The sequence below is a fragment of the Sphingopyxis sp. Geo48 genome (assembly GCF_949769155.1).
Lineage (GTDB): Bacteria > Pseudomonadota > Alphaproteobacteria > Sphingomonadales > Sphingomonadaceae > Sphingopyxis.
The window spans coordinates 822,971-842,096 of sequence record NZ_CATKPA010000002.1; the positions used below are offsets into that span (position 1 = coordinate 822,971).

The window sequence follows — 19,126 nt, forward strand, 5'->3', positions numbered from 1 at the left end:
AGTCACGCGCTCTGACGTTCGCTTACCAGCGACCGGAAATACTCGATCGTCTTGCCAAGCCCGTCCTCAAGCGCGATCGTCGGTCGCCAGTCGAGCAGCGAGATCGCCTTGCCGATATCGGGCTTGCGCTGCATCGGATCGTTGACGGGCAGATCCTTGAAGACCAGCTCAGCATCGGCGCCAACCATCTCGACGATCTTTTCGGCCAGCTGACGGATCGTGAATTCGCCCGGATTGCCGATGTTAATCGGCCCCGTAACATCGTCAGGCGAATTCATCAGGCGGATCATGCCTTCGATCAGGTCGTCGACATAGCAGAAGGAACGCGTCTGCGAACCGTCCCCATAGATGGTGATGGGCTGGCTGGTCAGCGCCTGCATGATGAAATTGGATACGACACGGCCATCCTCGGGATGCATTCGCGGACCATAGGTGTTGAAGATGCGCATGACCTTGATGCGAACGTTATTCTGTCGATGATAATCGAAGAACAGCGTCTCAGCGCAGCGCTTTCCTTCATCATAGCAGGATCGCGGGCCGATCGGGTTCACATTGCCCCAATATTCTTCGGTCTGCGGATGCTGTTCGGGATCGCCATAAACCTCCGACGTAGATGCCTGGAGAATCTTGGCTCCCGTCCGCTTCGCGAGGCCTAGCATGTTGATGGCGCCATGGACGCTGGTCTTCGTCGTTTGCACCGGATCATATTGATAATGCACGGGCGACGCCGGGCAGGCGAGGTTATAGATTTCGTCGACCTCGACGAAGAGGGGAAAGGTCACGTCGTGACGCATCATTTCGAAGTTCGGCTTGCCGAGAAGATGAGCGACGTTCGCCCGGCGGCCGGTAAAATAATTGTCGATGCCCAGCACCTCATGCCCCTGTGCGACCAGCCGCTCGCACAGGTGGCTGCCGAGGAATCCGGCGGCCCCGGTAATCAGTATCCTTTTGGAGTCGTAGGGGGTCGTCATTTCATATTCTCCATAGCGTCGACACTTCGCCGTCAAAGCTCGCGCCGGATCGCGCGCATCCAAGCCGAGGTGCCCACATACAAGACCCAGTGGATCGGACGCAGAATTTTGAAGAGCGCACCCTTCCCGCGCCGCTCATAATCGTCGCCGATCATGTTCAGCGCCTTGCGTATCATCATCGTCTTGCTCGCCGAGATCGATGTCGGAAGCTTCCGATAGTGCACGAGCGGCACGCCCACCCGCACGGCGCGCCCGCCGCTTTGGGTGATGCGAAGCCACATATCGAAGTCCTCGACCGCGATGTGCGTTCGCGCGGGGTTGAACGGACCGGCCGCCTCGAGCGCCGAGCGGCGTGCGACGACACTGGAAAGTGCAATCCAGTTCTTAAGCAACAAGCGCGCGTGAGAGATTTCCGAACGCGGGGCGGCGCCCGACGGCGGCGCGACGACAACGCGTTCCTCGCCGTCATGAAAATCCCGGACGACTGCCGATATGACGTCGGCCCTCGTCTCTTCAGCGACGGTCAACTGCGTTTCCAGCTTGTGGGCGACCCATATGTCGTCGGCGTCGCAGAACGCGACATATTCACCGGACGATTTCTCGATCCCCAAATTTCGCGGTCCTGCGGGCCCGCCGAAATTGCTTGGCGAGCGATGGTAGAAAAATCGGTCGTCCGCAGCGCAAAAGGCCTGCACGATCGCGGCGGAGCTGTCGGTCGAACAATCGTCGACGACGTGGACGTCGAAGTCGCTGAACGTCTGACCGCCGATCGACTGCAGCGTCTCGCCGATATATTCTTCGGCATTATACACTGGGACCACAACCGAAACGCGGGGCATGTACCATTCCATCTAGATACGGCCAACGGCCAACAAAACCCGGAAATTCGAAGCGATCAGCGCGACAGACCGATTTCGGACAGAACGACCCGCGTCGGATCGCGGCGCATCGCTCCGTCGACGATCATCTCGATCTGCGCCGCGCCACAGCCAGCGGGGAACGGAACGCGAAGGACGGTTCCGTTGGGCGTCTCGAGCAGGTTCCGGCTCTGGATCGAAGTCTTCGCCGCGCGCCCTAAGACACAGGTTACGCGCCAGAACGCCGCAGCTCCGTCGCCCCCGACACCTTCCTTCTTCCGGAATCGCAGCGCCTGCCCCTCGGATTTCAGGAACACCGCCTTACTTGCCGCAACGCCGCGCACGTCGGTCATCGCGAAGAACTCGGCCTCGTCGGGACCGAGCATCGCAGCCCCCCGATCCGATCGCGAACCGAAGTCCCAGATCACAGGCCGGTAACCCTTGGGGTCGACCGCCGAGCGAAGACTGACGTCGTAAAGATCTCCCACTCGCGCACCCGGCAACTTAACATAGACCTTGCGCATCAGGTCATATTGCTGCTCGCCCGCAAGGCGGTAAACGAGCGAGGCGTAGCTGCCCTCGAGCCGCTGGAGGCGAGGCGCTTCGCGCAATGAAGCCACCAGTTCGCCAAGCGGCGCCATGCTGGGCGATCGCTCCACCGCGACAGCGAAGAAACGCTCGATCCATGGTGTATCGGCGACGATCATCGGTTTGATCGCAGCGCGCGCTTCGGGAAGCGCCAGCGCCACGGCCAATCGTTCGAGCAGCGGCGTCGTCGCTTCCGGGCTCGTTCGCAGCAACACGTCGATATGACGCAGGGCGTCGCCGATCCTGCCCTGCCGTCCGCGCCGATCAGCAAGCCACAACTGCGTCGCGCCGTCACGCCGCGACAAGCGGTCTGCCATGACCATCTTGGCCTCCGCCCGGTCGATACGTCCGCCTGCGATGTCGGCAAACGCCAGCATCCGCAACGCGCGGGGGTTCAACGGTGATTGGCGCAGCGCGGCTTTTGCCACCCGCACCGCTGCCGCCTGATCTTTGAAACCCGGCGTGACCTGCTTTTTCTCGAACGTGGACAGTCGCGACCGCACCGGATCGAAACCCGCCCCCATCGTCGTATCGGGCATCAACCGAAGCCCGACGCCGACCCTTGCGTTCATAAACGCAAGCCAGGCAAGGCCCAGCGCAACGATGGCAGCCAACAACGCCAACGGCGTCAGGCCCTGGCGAATCGCAGCGAGCAACGGCGCGATGCCGTCCCCCTTATCCGACCGCTTGCGAAACGAATATCCCTTCCGCACCGATCAGTTTTCCTCGGTGTCGGCTTTGTCCCGTCCGTCGGAGCCGTAGCCGTAGCCGTAGCCGTAGCCGTAGCCGTAGCCCGCCTGGTTGACGCGATATTTGGTAAGCACGACGCCGAACACGCGAGCGTGCGCTTCGGCAAGTCGGCGCAGCGCCAGCGTCGCTCCGCGTGCGGGGGTCCGCTGCGATTCGACGACATAGACCACCCCTTCAACGGCATTCGCCACAAGCGGTGCGTCGGCAAAGCCGAGCATAGGCGGGCTGTCGACAATCACATGGTCGAAGCGCTTGCGGAGCTCGACGATCAACTGCTCCAGGCGTCGGCCGCCCAACAACTCGGCAGGATTCGGCGGCTGAGGGCCCGAAGCCATGAAGCTCAGATTGGGATGCTCGGTCGGCTGGATGAGGCCGTCGAGATTGTCGTCCCCGGCCAGATAGTTGCTCGTACCGAACTTGTTCTCCGCGTCGAAATATTTGTTGATTGTCGGCTTGCGCAAGTCGGCGTCGATCAGGATGACCTTCCGCCCGATGCGGCCGAGGATCGTCGCCAGCGCAAAACTCGTCGTCGACTTGCCCTCAGAGGGCGACGTACTCGTCGTCATGAGGGACTGCGGCACGCCATGATCGGTCGAGAAGCCAAGGTTTGTTCGAACGGTGAAATAGGCGTCCGATTGGGACGATTTCGGATTGGCCAGCAGGTCGCGAACATTGCCATCCTCGAACATCGGAACCGCGCCAAGGAGCGGGAGGCCGAGGCGCTGGCGAACCTGGTCGGGTTCGCGAAGTCCCTCATCGAGATTTTCGAGGACGAACACTGCCGCTGCAGCAAGGGCGATGCCAGCAGCCAACGCCATCAGGATATTGACGATGAGCCGCGGCGAGGACGGACGTTCGGGAACCGACGCGACGTCGACCACCGAGATATTGTTCGCGCCGACACCTGCTACGCCGATCTCCTTGTAGCGCTGCAGAAGACCATCATAGAGCTGGCGGTTGGTATCCGCCTCGCGCTGGTAGATATTGTACTGGATGCTATCGCGTTGCTCTTGGTTGAGCTGGCCGAGCAGCTTGTCGAGACGAGCTTTCAAGGCGCCTTCGCGCTTGGCGGCCGCCTCGTAGTTGGTGACATAGCTCTCAACCGCACGCCCTTCCTGGGCCGCGATGCTGCGCTTAAGCGAGTCCGCCTTTTCGCGCAGGGCTTTCGCTGCCGGATATTCGGGCTCGAACTGCACCAATGCGCGGGAATATTCGCTTTCGGCCTCCGCAAGCTGCTTCCGCAACTCGTTGAGTGCCGGGTTCTGGAGCGCGGCTTCGTTGGCGCGCCGCGCGCGCGCCGCGTCGAGCTTTCCTTCGGCATCGACGCGAGCGACCGTCGCCTGCGCGAGCGCGTTGCTGATCTGACGGACGTTGCTGCCCGCCAGTGTATCCATGTTACGGGTCGGCCCGTCGGACGACTCCTGCGGCAAACGAACGATCCCGCGACGCGAAGCGTAGTTCACCAAATCTCGCTCGGACTGTTCCACCCGCTGGCGAAGACCGTCCAGCCGCGTTTCGAGGAACCGCCGTGCGTCGGTGGTCGATTCGAACCGTCGGTCCATGCTCTGCGCGATGAACTGCTGCACCCACGCATTGGAAATCTGGGCCGAAAGCGAAGGCGACGCGCTCGAATAGCTGACGTCGACGAGCGCCGAGCTGCGGATCGGATTGACCGCGACATGCTCGAGCAGCGTTTCCACGACAAGATTCTGCCGCTCCGCCAGCGCAGCACTATCGAGCGGACGGTCGCCGCCGATATTCAACAAGGCGCCTCCCTCGGGTTCGATCCCGTGCGCAGCGAAAAAGGCTTCGTTCCGGGGCAGGTTGAGCTGGCGCGACACGCGTTCGGCCAAGGAGCGCGCCTCAAGCAACGAATATTGCGTGAAGTAGAACTCGAGGTCGCGGCCGGTTTCTTCCGATTCCACGCCCTGCACGTTGGTGATGCGCTGCTGCTGGCGCGAAATCTCGATGCGCGAGGTCGCCGAATATTGCGGCGTCGCGAGCAATGTCGCGAGAATCCCGACGACGATCGAACCGATAACGATGCTGAGCACGACCCAGCGATGGCGCAGCGCCATGCTCCAATATTGGAGCACCAGCGGCGGCTCGGCCGTTTCCGCACCGGAATTCGGCCCCGCAGTCTCGTTACCGGGCAATTCGAAGGGGATTCGATTCATTGACATGCTCATTCAGAAGGGGCCACGTTGCAATACGGGGCGGTATTACAAAGCATTGCTGCTAACCAGCGCGATGATCGGCGCGGTAATCAGCGAAGACGCCTCGATGATCCGCGTAAACAGCCTACGCCCCGGCGAATCGCCGACCACGACGACATCCTTCGCGTAAAGTTGCGGATCGCTATAGTAACCACGACGGATCGCGGCGAGATTATAGAGCGCGACCATCCGCTTGTCGTTCACAGTGCGAAAGACGACGACATCGTCCAGCTTCGCGAATTCGTCGGGCCCCTTGGCGGCTGCAACCGCGCGCATCAGCGTCATGTCGCCGACCAGCGGATAGTTTCCGGGCTCCGTCACCTGCCCTTCAACCGTAACATACTGGCTCGTCGACTGGAACAGGTTGACCGAGACTTGGGGGTTCCGGATATGACCTGCCTGCATCCGCGCCGTGATGTCCTGCGCAACCTGACCCGGCGTTCGGCCGGCGGCGCGTACCGATCCGGCAATCGGAAATGCGATATTGCCCGCCGCATCTACCTGAACCTCGCGCTTGGCCAATTCTTCGAAACCGAGCACATCGATCAGCAAGCGATCGAACACCCCGATTTGGTACCCGCCTTCCATACCGGCGGTTGCTGGCGGCGGAAGCTCCGCTGCGTCCACGACCTGGATGGACTGGTTCGACTGAAGCGGCGGAACCGAGGCACAGCCACTCGCCATGGCGAGAACAACAGCCGCGAAAATAGCACGCATCATGGTCAAATTTCTCCGGTATCACGATGCCGATTCGGCGCGGCCTGGCGGTCGCGCGAAGAAACGTCCGTGTCTATCTTGCGGACACCGCTGAGGATGGCCGCACACAATACTCCAAGCACAGCCAGCGAGGGTGTCCGCGCCGGATACTCGGCAATGCTGCCTATGGCAAGCAACAGCAATATGGCGGCCGCGCAGCGGGCCGAAATCAATATCCGGCGACGCGACCGTCCCCGCTCCTTCTGCTTCAGCACCGCGACGACTGCGATGATGAACAGGGTGATCGCCATCGCCGCAAGCAGGACCGCCGGCAGGCCGCCCGTCATCACGATCTCCAGCCAGTCGTTATGCGCGCGATTGAAATAATTGGGGGACAGCAACTGCCCAGGCTCGTAGCGCCGGTAAACCTCGTCGAAGCTCCCCATCCCGCTGCCCCAGGGGAAGGTATCCCGGGCGATTTCGACGACGGTCGGGAACGCCTTCAGGCGAAGATCCTGCGAGGCATCGAGATTGACGAGCCGCTGGAAGGCGACACCCCGCGCCGCAAAGATAGTCAACGACGACAGGCCCACGAGCACCGCGACGACCGCATAAGGCGCCCATCGGCGCCAGCGCATGGCCGTCGGCTTGGCGGCCAGCTTCTCCGCGCCCCTGCCATAGACCCATACCGCCAGCGCAAGTCCGATGGCGCCGAGGACAAGGCCGTTTCTCGATCCTGTGACAAGGATCATGGGCGTGATGAAAGCGGCGGCCGCAATCGCAATGGCGCGATGAAGTTGCAACCGTCCGCGCGAATTGTCAGCCAGCGAAGCGTACATCGCCAAAAGGGGGAAGAGGCTCGCCATAAGGACGGCCTGGTGGTTGCGATTGGCAAAAAGGCCAACGGCCGCGCCGACGTTGGTCACCTTATAGAGATAGAGCGGCCCGCGCGGTGGACCGAGCATCTGCATCAGCCCGATAAATCCGCTGACCAACCCGATTGCCATCACCCATTTGAGCGCTCGAAGTCGGTCTTCGGGGCTGGCCGCGAGAGCGAATATCAAAGCCGCGACGGGCAGCATGAGGCTGAACAGGGCGTTCCATGCACCGACGGGCGACATCGACAACGGCAGCCAGGGCAGCGGAATACCTGCAACTTCAAATGTCTGGACCACGACCTCCCGCCCCGGAAGCGCCGACCACACAGCGGGGGGCAACGGAACGACATGCGCGACGGCCAGCAGAACCACGCCCCCCGTCAACGCCATCAGCGATGGCGATTGGCGCCACGCCTCGGCGCCATAGCGATAGAGAGCATAAACCAGCAGCAACGCCGACAGGGGGCGTAGGATCAGCAGGGAAAGAATGTCGGCCCGCGAAGAACCTCCCAAAAGCATGGCGAGCAGAATCGTCGCTGGCAGAAGCCAGCGCAGCACATTGCGTTCGTCGTGCCGCGTGGGCGATGTCGTCTTCGCAATCAGCATGGAATTCCGTAAAATGCTTTCTCGATTATCTTTTGAAGATGACCGGCGGGGGAGCAGGGAGGGGAGCCCTTAGGATATAGTTTCAGGGCGCGCTAGCGTGTTTTTGAACCACTTTGACGGGCCCTGAAAACCCGCCTGCCTTACCCTGCGGCCTGTATCACCGAATGGTCGACCGGAGGAGCATATTCAGGTACCAGCGCGCGGAGGATCTGCAGCGCCTCGTCAGCCTCCCCGCGTGCCAGATGACCCGCCAAGCCATCGAGCGCGCGCGCAAGATCGTCCCAGTCTAACATCGTTTCGCTGGCGCGGATGATGCGCTCGTGCATCGTCGACTGCGGATCCTCGCCGATCAGCAGCTCTTCATACAACTTTTCGCCTGGCCGCATCCCGATTTCGCGAATCTCAATGTCGCCGTCGGGATGTGTGTCGTCGCGCACGGAAAGACCTGACAGCCGGATCATCGACGCAGCAAGGTCACGAATCCGAACCGGCTGCCCCATATCGAGCACGAAAACTTCGCCCCCTTTCGCCATCGCACCCGCCTGGATCACGAGTTGCGCCGCCTCGGGAATGGTCATGAAGTACCGCGTAACGTCCCGATGGGTGAGCGTAACTGGTCCTCCGGCACGAATTTGCGCCATAAAGCGCGGAACGACCGATCCGCTTGATCCCAGAACGTTACCGAACCGGACCATCGTGAACACCGTCGAGCGCCGCTTTGCCGAGCGTGCCTGCAGGATCAACTCGCAGACCCGCTTGGACGCCCCCATGATGTTCGTCGGTCGAACAGCCTTGTCGGTGCTGATCAGGATAAAGGTGGCGACCCCGACCTCCTCGGCCGCGAGGCAGCTGAACAGTGTGCCGAATATGTTGTTGCGCATCCCCGCGACCGGGTTGGTCTCGACAAGCGGGACGTGCTTGTATGCGGCGGCGTGGAAAACCGTGTCCGGCCTCCAGCGCGAATAAATGCGTGAAATCGAATCGCGATCGGCGACATTCCCCAGCTCGGGAACGATGGCTATCGCCGAACCGTCAATCTGCGCCGCCGCAGCCGTCAGTTCATCGTCGATGGCATAGAGCGCGTATTCGGACTGGTCGACCAGGATCAGGCGATGTGGCCGAAAGCTCAGGATCTGGCGGCACAACTCGCTACCGATCGACCCCCCGGCACCCGAGACGAGCACGGTCTTGCCGACGATATTGCGCCCCATCAACAGCGCATTGGGCGCAACCGGGTCACGCCCCAGCAAATCCTCGATCTGCACGGCCCGCAGGTCGTTGATCGAAACCTCGCCATCCATGATCCTGCTCAGGCTCGGCAACACGCGAACTTGCACCTGGAAATTCTGGAGTGCGTCGATGATCTCTCTGCGCCGGGCCCTCGAAATCCGCGGGAGGCCGATCAGTACCTCGTCGATCATCAGGGTCCGGATCGCCCAAGCGAGACGGTCGGACGAATAGATCGGAATGCCGTCGAGCCGCTGACCGTTGAGGCGGACATCGTCGTCGACATAGCCCAGAACCTGGACATGCGGTTCGTGACGAAGCGAAAGCGAAAGCTGCTGACCGGCCCTGCCGGCACCATAGATCAGCACGCGTCTCAGCTCGCGTCCGCCATTCGCCCGGTGCAGGATGTCGACAAGCGCAAAGCGGATCGTCAACCGACTGACCGACAGCAATGCAAGGAAAATGATCGGATGGAGCAGACCCATGGTGCGGGGAACCCCCGCGATGCCGACCACCATGAATATCAAAACCATCGGAATCGCGAATAGGGCCGACGCCACCGCTAAACCCATCATCGTCCGGCCGCCGGAAAAGCGGATGATCGACAGATAGATGCCCCACCGCAGCGCAATCGGGAACCAAAGGATGATGGCAACGGCCGACAGGATGAAGACTGGGCGTGTGAACAAATTCCACTCGCCGACGCGGAGCGACAGTGCGATCCAGACCGCAACCACGCACAGCACTGCGTCCATCATTATTGCCACTTGCTGGCGGCGCCGACGCGGCAGATCGGCGAGCCAAGCCAACCAATGCACGGCCTGAGCCATGGCGCGTTCGCGCAGCGCAAGTGCCTGACCGTCCCAAATATCCATTCTCAAACCTCTCGAGCGCGGCAGGTCGCGGCGCGAATGTTCAGCTTGCGCAGGCGGTTGATAGCGACAAGCTGCGACATTCCCAATAACAAACATGATGACGGAGACGGTTCGGCAAATCCGTAAACCTTTGCGACAACCGGACCTTTTCCGGTTTCGCTCGCGCCTAGTGGCCGAAAGGCCGGTTCTCAAGGGCGAGGAAACGGCAACGAGCCGGATCGATGGAATGCCGCGATGAAAACCCGCCCACCCCCGTCATTCACCGTCCGTTTTCAAATAGCGGCGCTCGGTCCCCTCCAGAACAATCGCCGTAAGGACGCCGGATTTATAGGCGCCGGTATCGATGCCGATGCGATTGGGCCACTCATCGACCTCATCGTAGATCGTGTGGCCATGCACGATTATCGCGCCGTGATCGCGCTCGTCATCGAGGAACTCTTCACGGATCCAGCGCAGATCGCCCAACGACTGCTTTCCGATCGGCACGCCGGGGCGAATGCCGGCATGAACGAATATATAGTCACCGATTTCGACGACATCCTCGCCACCGCCGAGGAATTGGACATGTTCGAACGGGACGATGGCCGGCAAACGCTCCGCGACCTCCTCGAAACTGGCTTCAACGAAGGTCGCTTCATCCTTCCAATAGCTTCGCACGGTCGCGTCGCCGCCGATGCGCATGAAATAGCGTAGCCGCCTGACGTCCCCCGTCAACGCGGCGAGGAAACATTCCTCGTGATTGCCGATCAACAGGCGCGTATCGGGAAATTCGTCCTTCAACCGGATCGCGCGCTCGACAACCTCTGCCGACTGTGGGCCTCGGTCGACAAGGTCGCCCAGCAGGATCAGCGTCACTTCGGCATGATCGCGCGCCGCATTGTCCGCGCGGATCAATCCAATCAGTTCGGCGAAAAGGTCGTCGCGCCCGTGAATGTCACCGATGGCATAGACACGCCGACCGTCGGGAATCGCAAAACTGTCGCGCATCGGAGGAGCAGACTTGCTCTTACGCTTCCAGAACATGAAAAGAACCCAATTCGAAAACACCGCTACCGCGGGGAGGACTCCGGACCGGCGGTCAAACGCCGTTCCCCTAGCCTCCCTCGCCTCGCGAAACAACAACGGCTTTTGCCGGGGAGCGTTGCATGACCGCGGTCAAAACCCGTTTCGGCCTGCGCTCCGAGACCTTAAGGGTGTTGCAAGCTTTGACGATTAATCGCGCATTAGGCACCGCACCGGCACGCGCCATGGACCGCGGACGCCGCTGGAGGACCAAAGCATGAAGGTAATGACCGTCTTCGGGACACGCCCCGAAGCGATCAAGATGTTTCCGGTCGTGCATGCGCTCCGTACCCGAGTCACGCTCGAGACACGCGTCTGCGTCACCGCCCAGCACCGAGAGATGCTCGACCAGGTTCTTGAAATCGGTCGGATCGTTCCCGACGTCGATCTCGACGTGATGACCCCGAATCAGTCGCTCGACGCCCTCCTCGCTCGGCTCGTCACCGGCCTCGGCGAAACCTTCGACCGCGAAAAGCCCGACCGGATTCTCGTCCACGGCGACACGCTCACGACGATGGCGGCGACGCTTGCGGCGTATTTCCGCAAGATCCCGGTCGGCCATGTCGAGGCGGGGCTGCGCAGCGGGAACATCTATCATCCCTGGCCCGAGGAAGTGAACCGGAAGGTTGCGGGCGCGGTCGCCGACCTGCATTTCGCGCCGACCGAAACCGCCGCTGCCGCGCTTCGCGCCGAAAATGTACCGATGGAGCGAATTCACATCACCGGCAACACGGTCATCGATGCCCTGCTCGCGACCAGAGCGCGGATCGAAGAGGAACCGTCGCTCGCCGCCGGTCTCGATCCGCTTGCCGCGCGGTTCGCGGGCAAGCGCATTGTCGCGGTCACCTCGCATCGGCGAGAAAATTTCGGCGACGGGATGCAGGCGATCGCCGAAGCGATTGCCGGAATCGCGGCGCGCGACGATGTCGCGGTCGTGTTTCCGGTCCATCCAAATCCCCATGTTCGCGGGGCGATGGAACCTCTGCTTGGAAACTTGCCGAATGTCGCATTGATCGATCCGCTCGATTATCCGCATTTCGTGCGCCTGCTCGGCCTTAGCGATCTCGTCCTCACCGACAGCGGCGGCGTCCAGGAGGAGGCACCCTCGTTCGGCAAGCCCGTGCTCGTGATGCGCGAGACGACCGAACGCCCCGAAGGCATCGAGGCGGGCACCGCGCGGCTCGTCGGCACCGACAAAAATCGCATCATTTCTGAAATTTTCAGTCTTTTGGACGATGAAGCCGCCTATAACGTCATGGCCCGCGCCCATAATCCCTTTGGCGACGGCAAGGCGGCGGACAGAATAGCGGAGATCGTAGCGCGTGCCCATTGACAGCGAACAGAAGGTCACCGTCCTCGGCCTCGGCTATATCGGCTTGCCGACCGCCGCGCTGATCGCGCGATCGGGCAGCCGCGTCACCGGCGTCGATGTCAGCCGCGAGGTGGTCGGCACCGTCAACAGCGGCAGGGTGCATATCGAGGAAGTCGATCTCGATGGCCTCGTGCAGGGCGTCGTGTCGCGCGGGACGTTGACGGCATCGACCGAGGTTGCGCCTGCGGGCGTGTTCGTGATCGCGGTGCCGACCCCACACGACGCGGAGCACCGTCCCGACATCAGCCACGTCCTGTCCGCCGCGCGCGCGATCGCGCCGCAGCTCGAAGCGGGCAATCTCGTCATCCTCGAATCGACTTCGCCCGTCGGTACGACCGAAAAGGTGGCCGCGCTGCTCGCCGAGCTTCGTCCCGACCTCAAGGTGCCGGGCGCCTGCGCCGGCGCCGCCGAGATTTTCGTCGCCTATTGCCCCGAGCGTGTGCTGCCCGGCCGCATCCTCGTCGAGCTGGTCGACAACGACCGCTGCATCGGCGGGATCACGCCTCGCTGCGCGCGTCGCGCGATGACTTTCTACCGTCAGTTCGTCCGCGGCGCGTGCGTCACCACGACCGCGCGCGCCGCCGAAATGGTGAAGCTGGTCGAGAACAGCTACCGCGACGTCAACATCGCCTTCGCCAATGAGCTGTCGATGATGGCCGAGGAGATGGGCGTCGACGTGTGGGAGGTTATCCGCCTCGCCAACCGGCACCCGCGCGTCAACATCCTGCAACCCGGCCCCGGCGTCGGCGGCCATTGCATTGCGGTCGATCCCTGGTTCCTCGTTCACGGCGCGCCCGATCACAGCCGCCTGATCCGCACCGCGCGCGAGGTCAATCTGGCCAAGACCGCGCATGTGATCGGCGCCGCCGAAATGCTGGTGTCGCAGCATCCCGAGGCGCGCGTCGCCTGCCTCGGCCTCGCCTTCAAGCCCAATATCGACGATTTCCGCGAAAGCCCCGCGGTCGAGGTCGCCGCGGCGCTCGCCCGCCGCTTCGGCAAGCAGATCCGCATCGTCGAGCCCTATGCGCGCGGCCTGCCGATGGACTTCGCGGGGACCGGCGCCGAGCTGATCGACCTCGACAGCGCGCTGGCGCAGTGCGACCTGCTCATCGTCCTCGTCGACCATGACCTCTTCAAGTCGATCCCGCTCGAAGAGCGCGGCGACAAGATCGTCTATGACACCCGCGGCCTCTGGCCCGACCAGCCGAACTCGGGTGGGGGCAACCGCCTCTACCGCGCCGCTTGACGCCGCTCCGGCAACCTCGCACCTTCGGTTCGATGCTGACCCGCCTTACCCCCGTTCCCGTCGAAAAGCCCTGGGGTCGCATCGATCTTCCGGCCGCGTTCGGCGCTTTCGACGGACGGCGGATCGGCGAGATCTGGTTCACCCTCCCCGCCGGCACCGACGCGCCGATCATGGTCAAATTCCTCTTCACCTCGGAACGGCTGTCGATCCAGGTCCACCCCGACGATACTGCCGCGCGCGCAGCAGGTTTCGCGTCGGGCAAGGAGGAATGCTGGCTGGTGCTCGACGCCGACCCGAACGCCGAACTCGGTGTGGGGCTGAAGGCCGCGGCGACGCCCGAGGCGCTGCGCGCGGCCGCGCTCGACGGATCGATCGTCGACAGGATCGACTGGCGCCCCGCCACCACCGACGACTTCGTCTATAACCGCGCGGGCACGATCCACGCGATCGGCGCGGGCCTGATCGTCGTCGAGGTGCAGCAGAATGTCGACTGTACCTACCGCCTCTACGACTATGGCCGCCCGCGCGACCTGCATCTCGACGCCGGGATCGCCGTCGCAGAAACGCGGCCGCGCCCCGATCCGCGCGACGGCCGCGTCGCCGCAAGCCAAAGCCGCCTTCTCGTCGACGGGCCCCATTTCCACCTGCTGCACCTCGCCGGACCGGACGTCACCGCCGATCTCCCGAGCGATGCCGAAGCCTATATCTTCGTGCCCCTGTCCGACGGCTGCAGCATCGAGGGGGAAGCCGTCACGCTCGGCGAATGCATCGCGACCGACCGCGCCGACACGATCGCGCTCGAATCCGGCGCCCGCGCGCTGCTGTGCTGGCCTACATGACGATCGTCCCCGTCATCCTGTCGGGCGGCACCGGCACGCGTCTGTGGCCCGTATCGACGAGCGAGGCGCCGAAACAGTTTCAGCCGCTGATCGGCGACGGCGATATGTTCCGGCAGACGCTCGCCCGCGTCGACGACCGCACCCGCTTCGCGCCGCCGCTCGTCGTCTGCGGACCAGCGCATGTCGCGCATGTCGAGGCCGATCTTTCGGCATCGGGCGTCGGCGACGCGGCGATCATCGTCGAGCCCGCGGCGCGCAACACCGCCCCCGCGATCGCGCTCGCCGCACTTGCCGGCAATCCCGCCGCGCTGATCCTCGTCATGCCCGCCGACCATCTGATGACCGATGTCGCGGCGTTCCTGCGCGCCGTCGACACCGCGCGACCGGCGGTCGAAGCGGGCGCGCTCGCGACCTTCGGCATCGCGCCCGCACATCCCGAAACCGGTTATGGCTATATCGCGGCGGGCGAAACCATCGCGCCCGGCGTCAACCGTGTTCGCCGCTTCGTTGAAAAGCCCGCGCGCGACAAGGCGGAGGCGATGCTGGCCGAGGGCGGGCATTACTGGAATGCCGGCATCTTCCTGATGCGCGCCGATCGCTTCCTGGCCGAGCTGGAACGGCAGCAGCCGCCCATCGCCCATGCCTGCGACGCCGCGATGGCGGCTTCGCGCACCGACGGCCACCTGATCCACCCCGATCCGCAGGCCTTCCTCGCCAGCCCGTCGCAGTCGATCGACTATGCGGTGATGGAAGGCGCCGAACAGCTCGTCGTCGTGCCTGTCGATCCCGGCTGGTCCGACGTCGGCGGCTGGGCGGCGCTTTACGACCTTGCCGACAAGGATGAGGACGGCAACGTGCGAATGGGCCATGTCGTCGCGCTCGACGCGCACGGCAATTACCTCCGCGCCGACGGCGGCAAGCGCCTCGCGGTAGTCGGCGTCTCGGACCTGATCGTGGTCACGCTCGGCGACGATGTGCTGGTCATCCCGAAAGACCGCGCGCAGGAGGTCAAGGCGATCGTCGAATATCTGGCCGCGAACCCGCCGCCGACGGCCTGACGTCACCTCCCGCAGGCGCGTCCCTTGCCCCTCCCCTTGCGGCGCACCGACCCATCGCCCATATCCGCCGCATGACCAATCCCCATGCGCAAAGTGCCGCACCCTGGCACGGAACCACCATCCTTTCCGCCCGCAGTGCCGACAAGGTCGTCGTGATCGGCGACGGCCAGGTCTCGATGGGCCAGACCGTGATGAAGCCGAACGCGAAGAAGGTCCGCCGCCTTCACGACGGCCGCGTCATCGGCGGCTTCGCGGGCGCGACCGCCGACGCCTTCACGCTCTTCGAACGGCTCGAGGCCAAGCTCGAACGTCACAACGGCCAGCTCCTCCGCGCCGCGGTCGAGCTCGCCAAGGACTGGCGCACCGACAAATATCTCCGCAATCTGGAGGCGATGATGATCGTCGCCGACAGGGAGGTAACGCTGGTCATCACCGGCAACGGCGACGTGCTCGAACCCAAGGGCGGGATCGCCGCGATCGGCTCGGGCGGCAACTTCGCCCTCTCCGCCGCGCGCGCGCTCGCCGACTATGAAAAAGACCCCGAGGTGCTGGCCCGGAAGGCGATGGAAGTCGCCGCCGACATCTGCGTCTATACCAACGACCAGTTCACCTCCGAAACCATCGAAATCCGGAAATAAATATGAACAAGGATCTGACTCCGAAGGCCATCGTGGCCGCCTTGGACACGCATATCATCGGCCAGGCCGCCGCCAAGCGAGCGGTTGCCGTCGCGCTTCGCAACCGCTGGCGCCGCCAGCAGCTCGCGCCTGACCTGCGCGACGAGGTGAGCCCCAAGAATATCCTGATGATCGGCCCCACGGGCTGCGGCAAGACCGAGATCTCGCGCCGCCTCGCGAAGCTCGCCGACGCGCCGTTCATCAAGGTCGAGGCGACCAAATTCACCGAGGTCGGCTATGTCGGCCGCGACGTCGAACAGATCGCCCGCGACCTCGTCGAGGAAGCCGTCCGGCTCGAAAAGGACCGCCGCCGCGAGGCCGTGCGCGCCGCCGCCGAGGAGGCCGCGATGGAGCGGCTGCTCGATGCCCTCACCGGCAAGGGCGCGAGCGAGGCGACGCGCGAAAGCTTCCGCCAGCGCTTCCGTGAAGGGCATCTCGAACAGAGCGACGTCGAGATCGAGGTCAGCGACACTCCGTCGATGCCGTTCGAACTCCCGGGGCAGCCGGGTCAGGTCGGCATGATCAACCTCTCCGACATGCTCGGCAAGGCGCTCGGCGGCGGGCCGAAGAAGCGCCGCCGCATGAAGGCGATGGAGGCGTGGAAACGGCTGCTCGAAGAGGAGCAGGACAAGCGTCTCGACCAGGATGATGTCGCGCGCGTCGCGCTCGCCGATGCCGAAGCGAACGGCATCGTCTTTCTCGACGAGATCGACAAGATCGCGGTCAGCGACGTGCGCGGCGGCTCGGTGAGCCGCGAGGGCGTCCAGCGCGACCTCTTGCCGCTGATCGAAGGCACGACCGTCGCGACCAAATATGGCCCGATGAAGACCGACCATATCCTCTTCATCGCCTCGGGCGCGTTCCATGTCGCGAAGCCGAGCGACCTGCTCCCCGAACTGCAGGGCCGCCTGCCGATCCGCGTCGAGCTCGGCGCGCTGACCGAGGAGGATTTCGTCCGCATCTTGAGCGAAACCAAGGCGGGCCTCCCCGAACAATATGCGGCGCTGCTCGGCACCGAGGGCGTAACGCTGAACTTCAAGCCCGAGGCGATCGCGCGCGTCGCCAGACTTGCCGCAGACGTGAACGAAAAGGTCGAGAATATCGGCGCGCGCCGCCTCCAGACGATCATGGAGCGGCTGGTCGAGGAAATCAGCTTCACCGCCGAGGACGCTCCCGGCACGACTCTCGACATCGACGCCGCCTATGTCGACAAACAGCTCGCCGATGTGGTCGGCGACACCGACCTCAGCAAATATGTGCTGTAACGTGGCGTGACCGGTTGCGGTCGGAAGTTGCCATAAGATCCTCCCCATCGACTTGCGATGGGGAGGGGGACCGCCGCGAAGCGGTGGTGGAGGGGCGGCGAGCGTTAGCGAGCGCTGCGCGCTCGGCCCCTCCGTCAGCCCTTCGGGCTGCCACCTCCCCATCGCAAGTCGATGGGGAGGACCATAACGTCCGCTCCCCACCCCATTTCGGCCGTTCGCTGCCGATCTGGGCCGAATGACCGGTATGGACCGATTGCGGACGCTGGCAGCTACGGGGAAGCGACTGTAAGCGGACTAAGTCGAAGCTAGTGGTTCAATACCGAGATCGATACCGAGGCGGGCCATGTCCATGAGCAAGTTCACGTCGAAAACCTCTCCTCTTTCACCCGGCGTCCACGTGATGAAAAAATTGAGTTTCCCGCCAGTCTGGCGAAGTTCGGCAATAAATGCAGCCGATGGATCAATCCGCGTCAGGGTCCGGCGTAGGAAATCAGCAAGTTCGCCGTCATCGCCCGCACCGATATCGAACGCGCAGTAGCTTTCTGTGTAGGCTCCCAGCAGCAATGTTCCCTCGGGCGTCGCACGCCGCTCCCCGGCTGCCCAAAAACGAACAGGCGGCAACCCTATGCACTTTATAATGCGCTGTGGATCAGCGTAAGGATGTTTGACTTGCAGCGAGACGCGATAACTAAACGACATTCCGTTGACCTAACGGACTCTAAGCCAGCTCGCTAGGGGCCCGCTTTCGCGGGGATGACGAAAATCGGGGATGGCAACTTCTCACCCCAAAGCCGACACCGCCTTCAAACAGGCCATTCCTACGTCATCCCGCTGTGCCAGCCTTCGTCCCGCTCTTTCATCCGATGGATAAAAGCGGTCGCGGCTCGGCTTGCATGACAGCCTTCTGCCCCGAAACATCCCCGCTCTCCGCCCTGCCGCGCCAGCGACCTCGCCGCCTTTTCCGCCAAACTCAAATCCGCGTCTTTTCAGCCGTTCGTTCGCCGAACTTCATTTGACTTTCGCGCATCGTCAATGCGATGAACGTTGCCACACGGTCGATACGGGTTGCAAACGACCGGCACGGAGACAGTAATGGCAGATGAAGAGGTCGCCGCGCAGGGCGAACTGGCGATCACGCGCACCGGCGACAAGCTCCGCCTGGCGCGCGAGAAGGCGGGCCTGTCGCTCGCCGACGTCGCGACGCGCACGCGCATCACGCAGCGCCATCTCGAAGCCATCGAAAAGTCCGACTTCACCGAACTTCCCGGCCGCACCTATGTGACCGGATTCGCGCGCGCCTACGCCCGCGCGGTCGACCTGCCCGAGGCCGAGATCGGCGCCGGCATCCGCCGCGAGCTGGAAGAAGACGCCTATGGTTCGCGTCCGCTCTACGAAGCCTATGAACCCACCGATCCCGCCCGCCTGCCCACCGCGCGCCTGACGTGGACGCTGGTGATCGTCGCGCTCATCCTCGTGTCGGCCTATGGCGTTTGGCGCTTCCTGTCGGTCGAACCCGACGAGGCGCTGGTCGCTGCACAGAACCAGGCTGCCGACGCTTCGGAAGCCCCCGCAACCAAGGTCGCGGCACCCGCCCCGGCAAAGGCCGGGGCGACGATCGCAGCCAACGCACCCGTCGTGCTGACCGGCATTTCCGAGGTCTGGATCGGCTTCGACGATGCCAAGGGCAAGACCGAGAATTGGCGGACGCTCGACGCTGGCGAAACCTATGAAGTGCCGCCCGCCTATATCGAGCAGTTCACGCTGCGCACCAGCATCCCGCAGGCGCTCAAGGTCACCGTCGGCGGCCGCGACGTCGGCCCGATCGGCCCCGCCGACACGCTGGTGAAGGGCATTTCGCTGAAGCCGGCCGACCTCGTCGCGCGCGCCGAAGGCAGCCCGGCGGTGCCCGCCGCGGCGCCCAGGACCAGGGGCTGACCGCGCGC

The 19,126-nt window shown here is 63.6% G+C and carries 16 protein-coding genes; 7 read left to right on the forward strand and 9 right to left on the reverse strand.

The window, feature by feature from the left end; all coding sequences use genetic code 11:
- Positions 1–2 precede the first annotated feature (2 nt).
- The 8 genes from QOL79_RS10710 to QOL79_RS10745 all read right to left on the reverse strand — a co-directional run bounded on the left by QOL79_RS10710 (position 3) and on the right by QOL79_RS10745 (position 10,783).
- Positions 3–971 (reverse strand): UDP-glucuronic acid decarboxylase family protein, encoded by a 969-nt coding sequence (locus tag QOL79_RS10710; protein WP_282947648.1) that lies wholly within the window; start codon positions 969–971, stop codon positions 3–5.
- Positions 972–1,003: 32 nt separating this feature from the next.
- On the reverse strand, positions 1,004–1,810 hold the full coding sequence (locus tag QOL79_RS10715; protein ID WP_282947647.1) for a glycosyltransferase family 2 protein: 807 nt from the start codon (positions 1,808–1,810) through the stop codon (positions 1,004–1,006).
- A 56-nt stretch (positions 1,811–1,866) separates the two neighbouring features.
- Positions 1,867–2,988: a tetratricopeptide repeat protein gene (locus tag QOL79_RS10720; RefSeq protein WP_282947645.1), complete on the reverse strand. Its 1,122-nt coding sequence runs from the start codon at positions 2,986–2,988 to the stop codon at positions 1,867–1,869.
- 144 nt (positions 2,989–3,132) lie between these two features.
- Positions 3,133–5,343 carry a GumC family protein gene (locus tag QOL79_RS10725; protein WP_282947643.1) on the reverse strand — a complete coding sequence of 737 codons (2,211 nt, stop codon included), beginning with the start codon at positions 5,341–5,343 and terminating at the stop codon, positions 3,133–3,135.
- A 45-nt stretch (positions 5,344–5,388) separates the two neighbouring features.
- Entirely contained in the window at positions 5,389–6,102 is a 714-nt protein-coding gene (locus QOL79_RS10730) for a polysaccharide biosynthesis/export family protein (protein WP_283404281.1), read from the reverse strand.
- Positions 6,103–6,104: 2 nt separating this feature from the next.
- Positions 6,105–7,562 (reverse strand): O-antigen ligase family protein, encoded by a 1,458-nt coding sequence (locus QOL79_RS10735; RefSeq protein ID WP_282947639.1) that lies wholly within the window; start codon positions 7,560–7,562, stop codon positions 6,105–6,107.
- A 140-nt stretch (positions 7,563–7,702) separates the two neighbouring features.
- Complete coding sequence (locus QOL79_RS10740; RefSeq protein WP_282947637.1) at positions 7,703–9,664, reverse strand: polysaccharide biosynthesis protein; 1,962 nt, start codon at positions 9,662–9,664, stop codon at positions 7,703–7,705.
- Positions 9,665–9,919: 255 nt separating this feature from the next.
- Positions 9,920–10,783 (reverse strand): metallophosphoesterase family protein, encoded by an 864-nt coding sequence (locus tag QOL79_RS10745; protein ID WP_283419586.1) that lies wholly within the window; start codon positions 10,781–10,783, stop codon positions 9,920–9,922.
- A 160-nt stretch (positions 10,784–10,943) separates the two neighbouring features.
- Here QOL79_RS10745 and wecB point away from each other — a divergent pair, with 160 nt between their 5' ends.
- The 6 genes from wecB to hslU all read left to right on the forward strand — a co-directional run bounded on the left by wecB (position 10,944) and on the right by hslU (position 17,183).
- Complete coding sequence (gene wecB / locus QOL79_RS10750) at positions 10,944–12,059, forward strand: non-hydrolyzing UDP-N-acetylglucosamine 2-epimerase (protein WP_282947635.1); 1,116 nt, start codon at positions 10,944–10,946, stop codon at positions 12,057–12,059.
- Positions 12,049–13,344 (forward strand): UDP-N-acetyl-D-mannosamine dehydrogenase, encoded by a 1,296-nt coding sequence (gene wecC, locus QOL79_RS10755; RefSeq protein WP_282947633.1) that lies wholly within the window; start codon positions 12,049–12,051, stop codon positions 13,342–13,344. Before wecB ends, wecC begins: the two co-directional genes overlap by 11 nt.
- A 32-nt stretch (positions 13,345–13,376) precedes the next feature.
- Positions 13,377–14,183, forward strand: a complete 807-nt coding sequence (locus QOL79_RS10760) for a class I mannose-6-phosphate isomerase (RefSeq protein ID WP_282947631.1) — start codon at positions 13,377–13,379, stop codon at positions 14,181–14,183.
- Entirely contained in the window at positions 14,180–15,241 is a 1,062-nt protein-coding gene (locus QOL79_RS10765; protein ID WP_282947629.1) for a mannose-1-phosphate guanylyltransferase/mannose-6-phosphate isomerase, read from the forward strand. Before QOL79_RS10760 ends, QOL79_RS10765 begins: the two co-directional genes overlap by 4 nt.
- Before the next feature lie 71 nt (positions 15,242–15,312).
- Positions 15,313–15,879 carry an ATP-dependent protease subunit HslV gene (gene hslV / locus QOL79_RS10770; protein WP_282947627.1) on the forward strand — a complete coding sequence of 189 codons (567 nt, stop codon included), beginning with the start codon at positions 15,313–15,315 and terminating at the stop codon, positions 15,877–15,879.
- A gap of 2 nt (positions 15,880–15,881) precedes the next feature.
- Complete coding sequence (hslU, locus tag QOL79_RS10775; RefSeq protein ID WP_283419587.1) at positions 15,882–17,183, forward strand: ATP-dependent protease ATPase subunit HslU; 1,302 nt, start codon at positions 15,882–15,884, stop codon at positions 17,181–17,183.
- Positions 17,184–17,477: 294 nt separating this feature from the next.
- On the opposite strand, the gene QOL79_RS10780 is transcribed toward hslU, so the two are convergent.
- Complete coding sequence (locus tag QOL79_RS10780; protein WP_283419588.1) at positions 17,478–17,882, reverse strand: hypothetical protein; 405 nt, start codon at positions 17,880–17,882, stop codon at positions 17,478–17,480.
- A gap of 393 nt (positions 17,883–18,275) precedes the next feature.
- Between QOL79_RS10780 and QOL79_RS10785 the strand changes: the two genes are divergently transcribed.
- Positions 18,276–19,118 carry a helix-turn-helix domain-containing protein gene (locus tag QOL79_RS10785; protein ID WP_058453881.1) on the forward strand — a complete coding sequence of 281 codons (843 nt, stop codon included), beginning with the start codon at positions 18,276–18,278 and terminating at the stop codon, positions 19,116–19,118.
- The last annotated feature ends 8 nt before the right edge of the window (positions 19,119–19,126 follow it).

Bases quoted from the DNA above. Each gene is read 5' to 3' on its own strand.
- QOL79_RS10710 (WP_282947648.1), bottom strand. From the start codon at position 971: ATGACGACCCCCTACGACTCCAAAAGGATACTGATTACCGGGGCCGCC.
- QOL79_RS10715 (WP_282947647.1), bottom strand. From the start codon at position 1,810: ATGCCCCGCGTTTCGGTTGTGGTCCCAGTGTATAATGCCGAAGAATAT.
- QOL79_RS10720 (WP_282947645.1), bottom strand. From the start codon at position 2,988: ATGAACGCAAGGGTCGGCGTCGGGCTTCGGTTGATGCCCGATACGACG.
- QOL79_RS10725 (WP_282947643.1), bottom strand. From the start codon at position 5,343: ATGAATCGAATCCCCTTCGAATTGCCCGGTAACGAGACTGCGGGGCCG.
- QOL79_RS10730 (WP_283404281.1), bottom strand. From the start codon at position 6,102: ATGATGCGTGCTATTTTCGCGGCTGTTGTTCTCGCCATGGCGAGTGGC.
- QOL79_RS10735 (WP_282947639.1), bottom strand. From the start codon at position 7,562: ATGCTGATTGCGAAGACGACATCGCCCACGCGGCACGACGAACGCAAT.
- QOL79_RS10740 (WP_282947637.1), bottom strand. From the start codon at position 9,664: ATGGATATTTGGGACGGTCAGGCACTTGCGCTGCGCGAACGCGCCATG.
- wecB (WP_282947635.1), top strand. From the start codon at position 10,944: ATGAAGGTAATGACCGTCTTCGGGACACGCCCCGAAGCGATCAAGATG.
- QOL79_RS10760 (WP_282947631.1), top strand. From the start codon at position 13,377: ATGCTGACCCGCCTTACCCCCGTTCCCGTCGAAAAGCCCTGGGGTCGC.
- QOL79_RS10765 (WP_282947629.1), top strand. From the start codon at position 14,180: ATGACGATCGTCCCCGTCATCCTGTCGGGCGGCACCGGCACGCGTCTG.
- hslV (WP_282947627.1), top strand. From the start codon at position 15,313: ATGACCAATCCCCATGCGCAAAGTGCCGCACCCTGGCACGGAACCACC.
- hslU (WP_283419587.1), top strand. From the start codon at position 15,882: ATGAACAAGGATCTGACTCCGAAGGCCATCGTGGCCGCCTTGGACACG.
- QOL79_RS10780 (WP_283419588.1), bottom strand. From the start codon at position 17,882: ATGTCGTTTAGTTATCGCGTCTCGCTGCAAGTCAAACATCCTTACGCT.
- QOL79_RS10785 (WP_058453881.1), top strand. From the start codon at position 18,276: ATGGCAGATGAAGAGGTCGCCGCGCAGGGCGAACTGGCGATCACGCGC.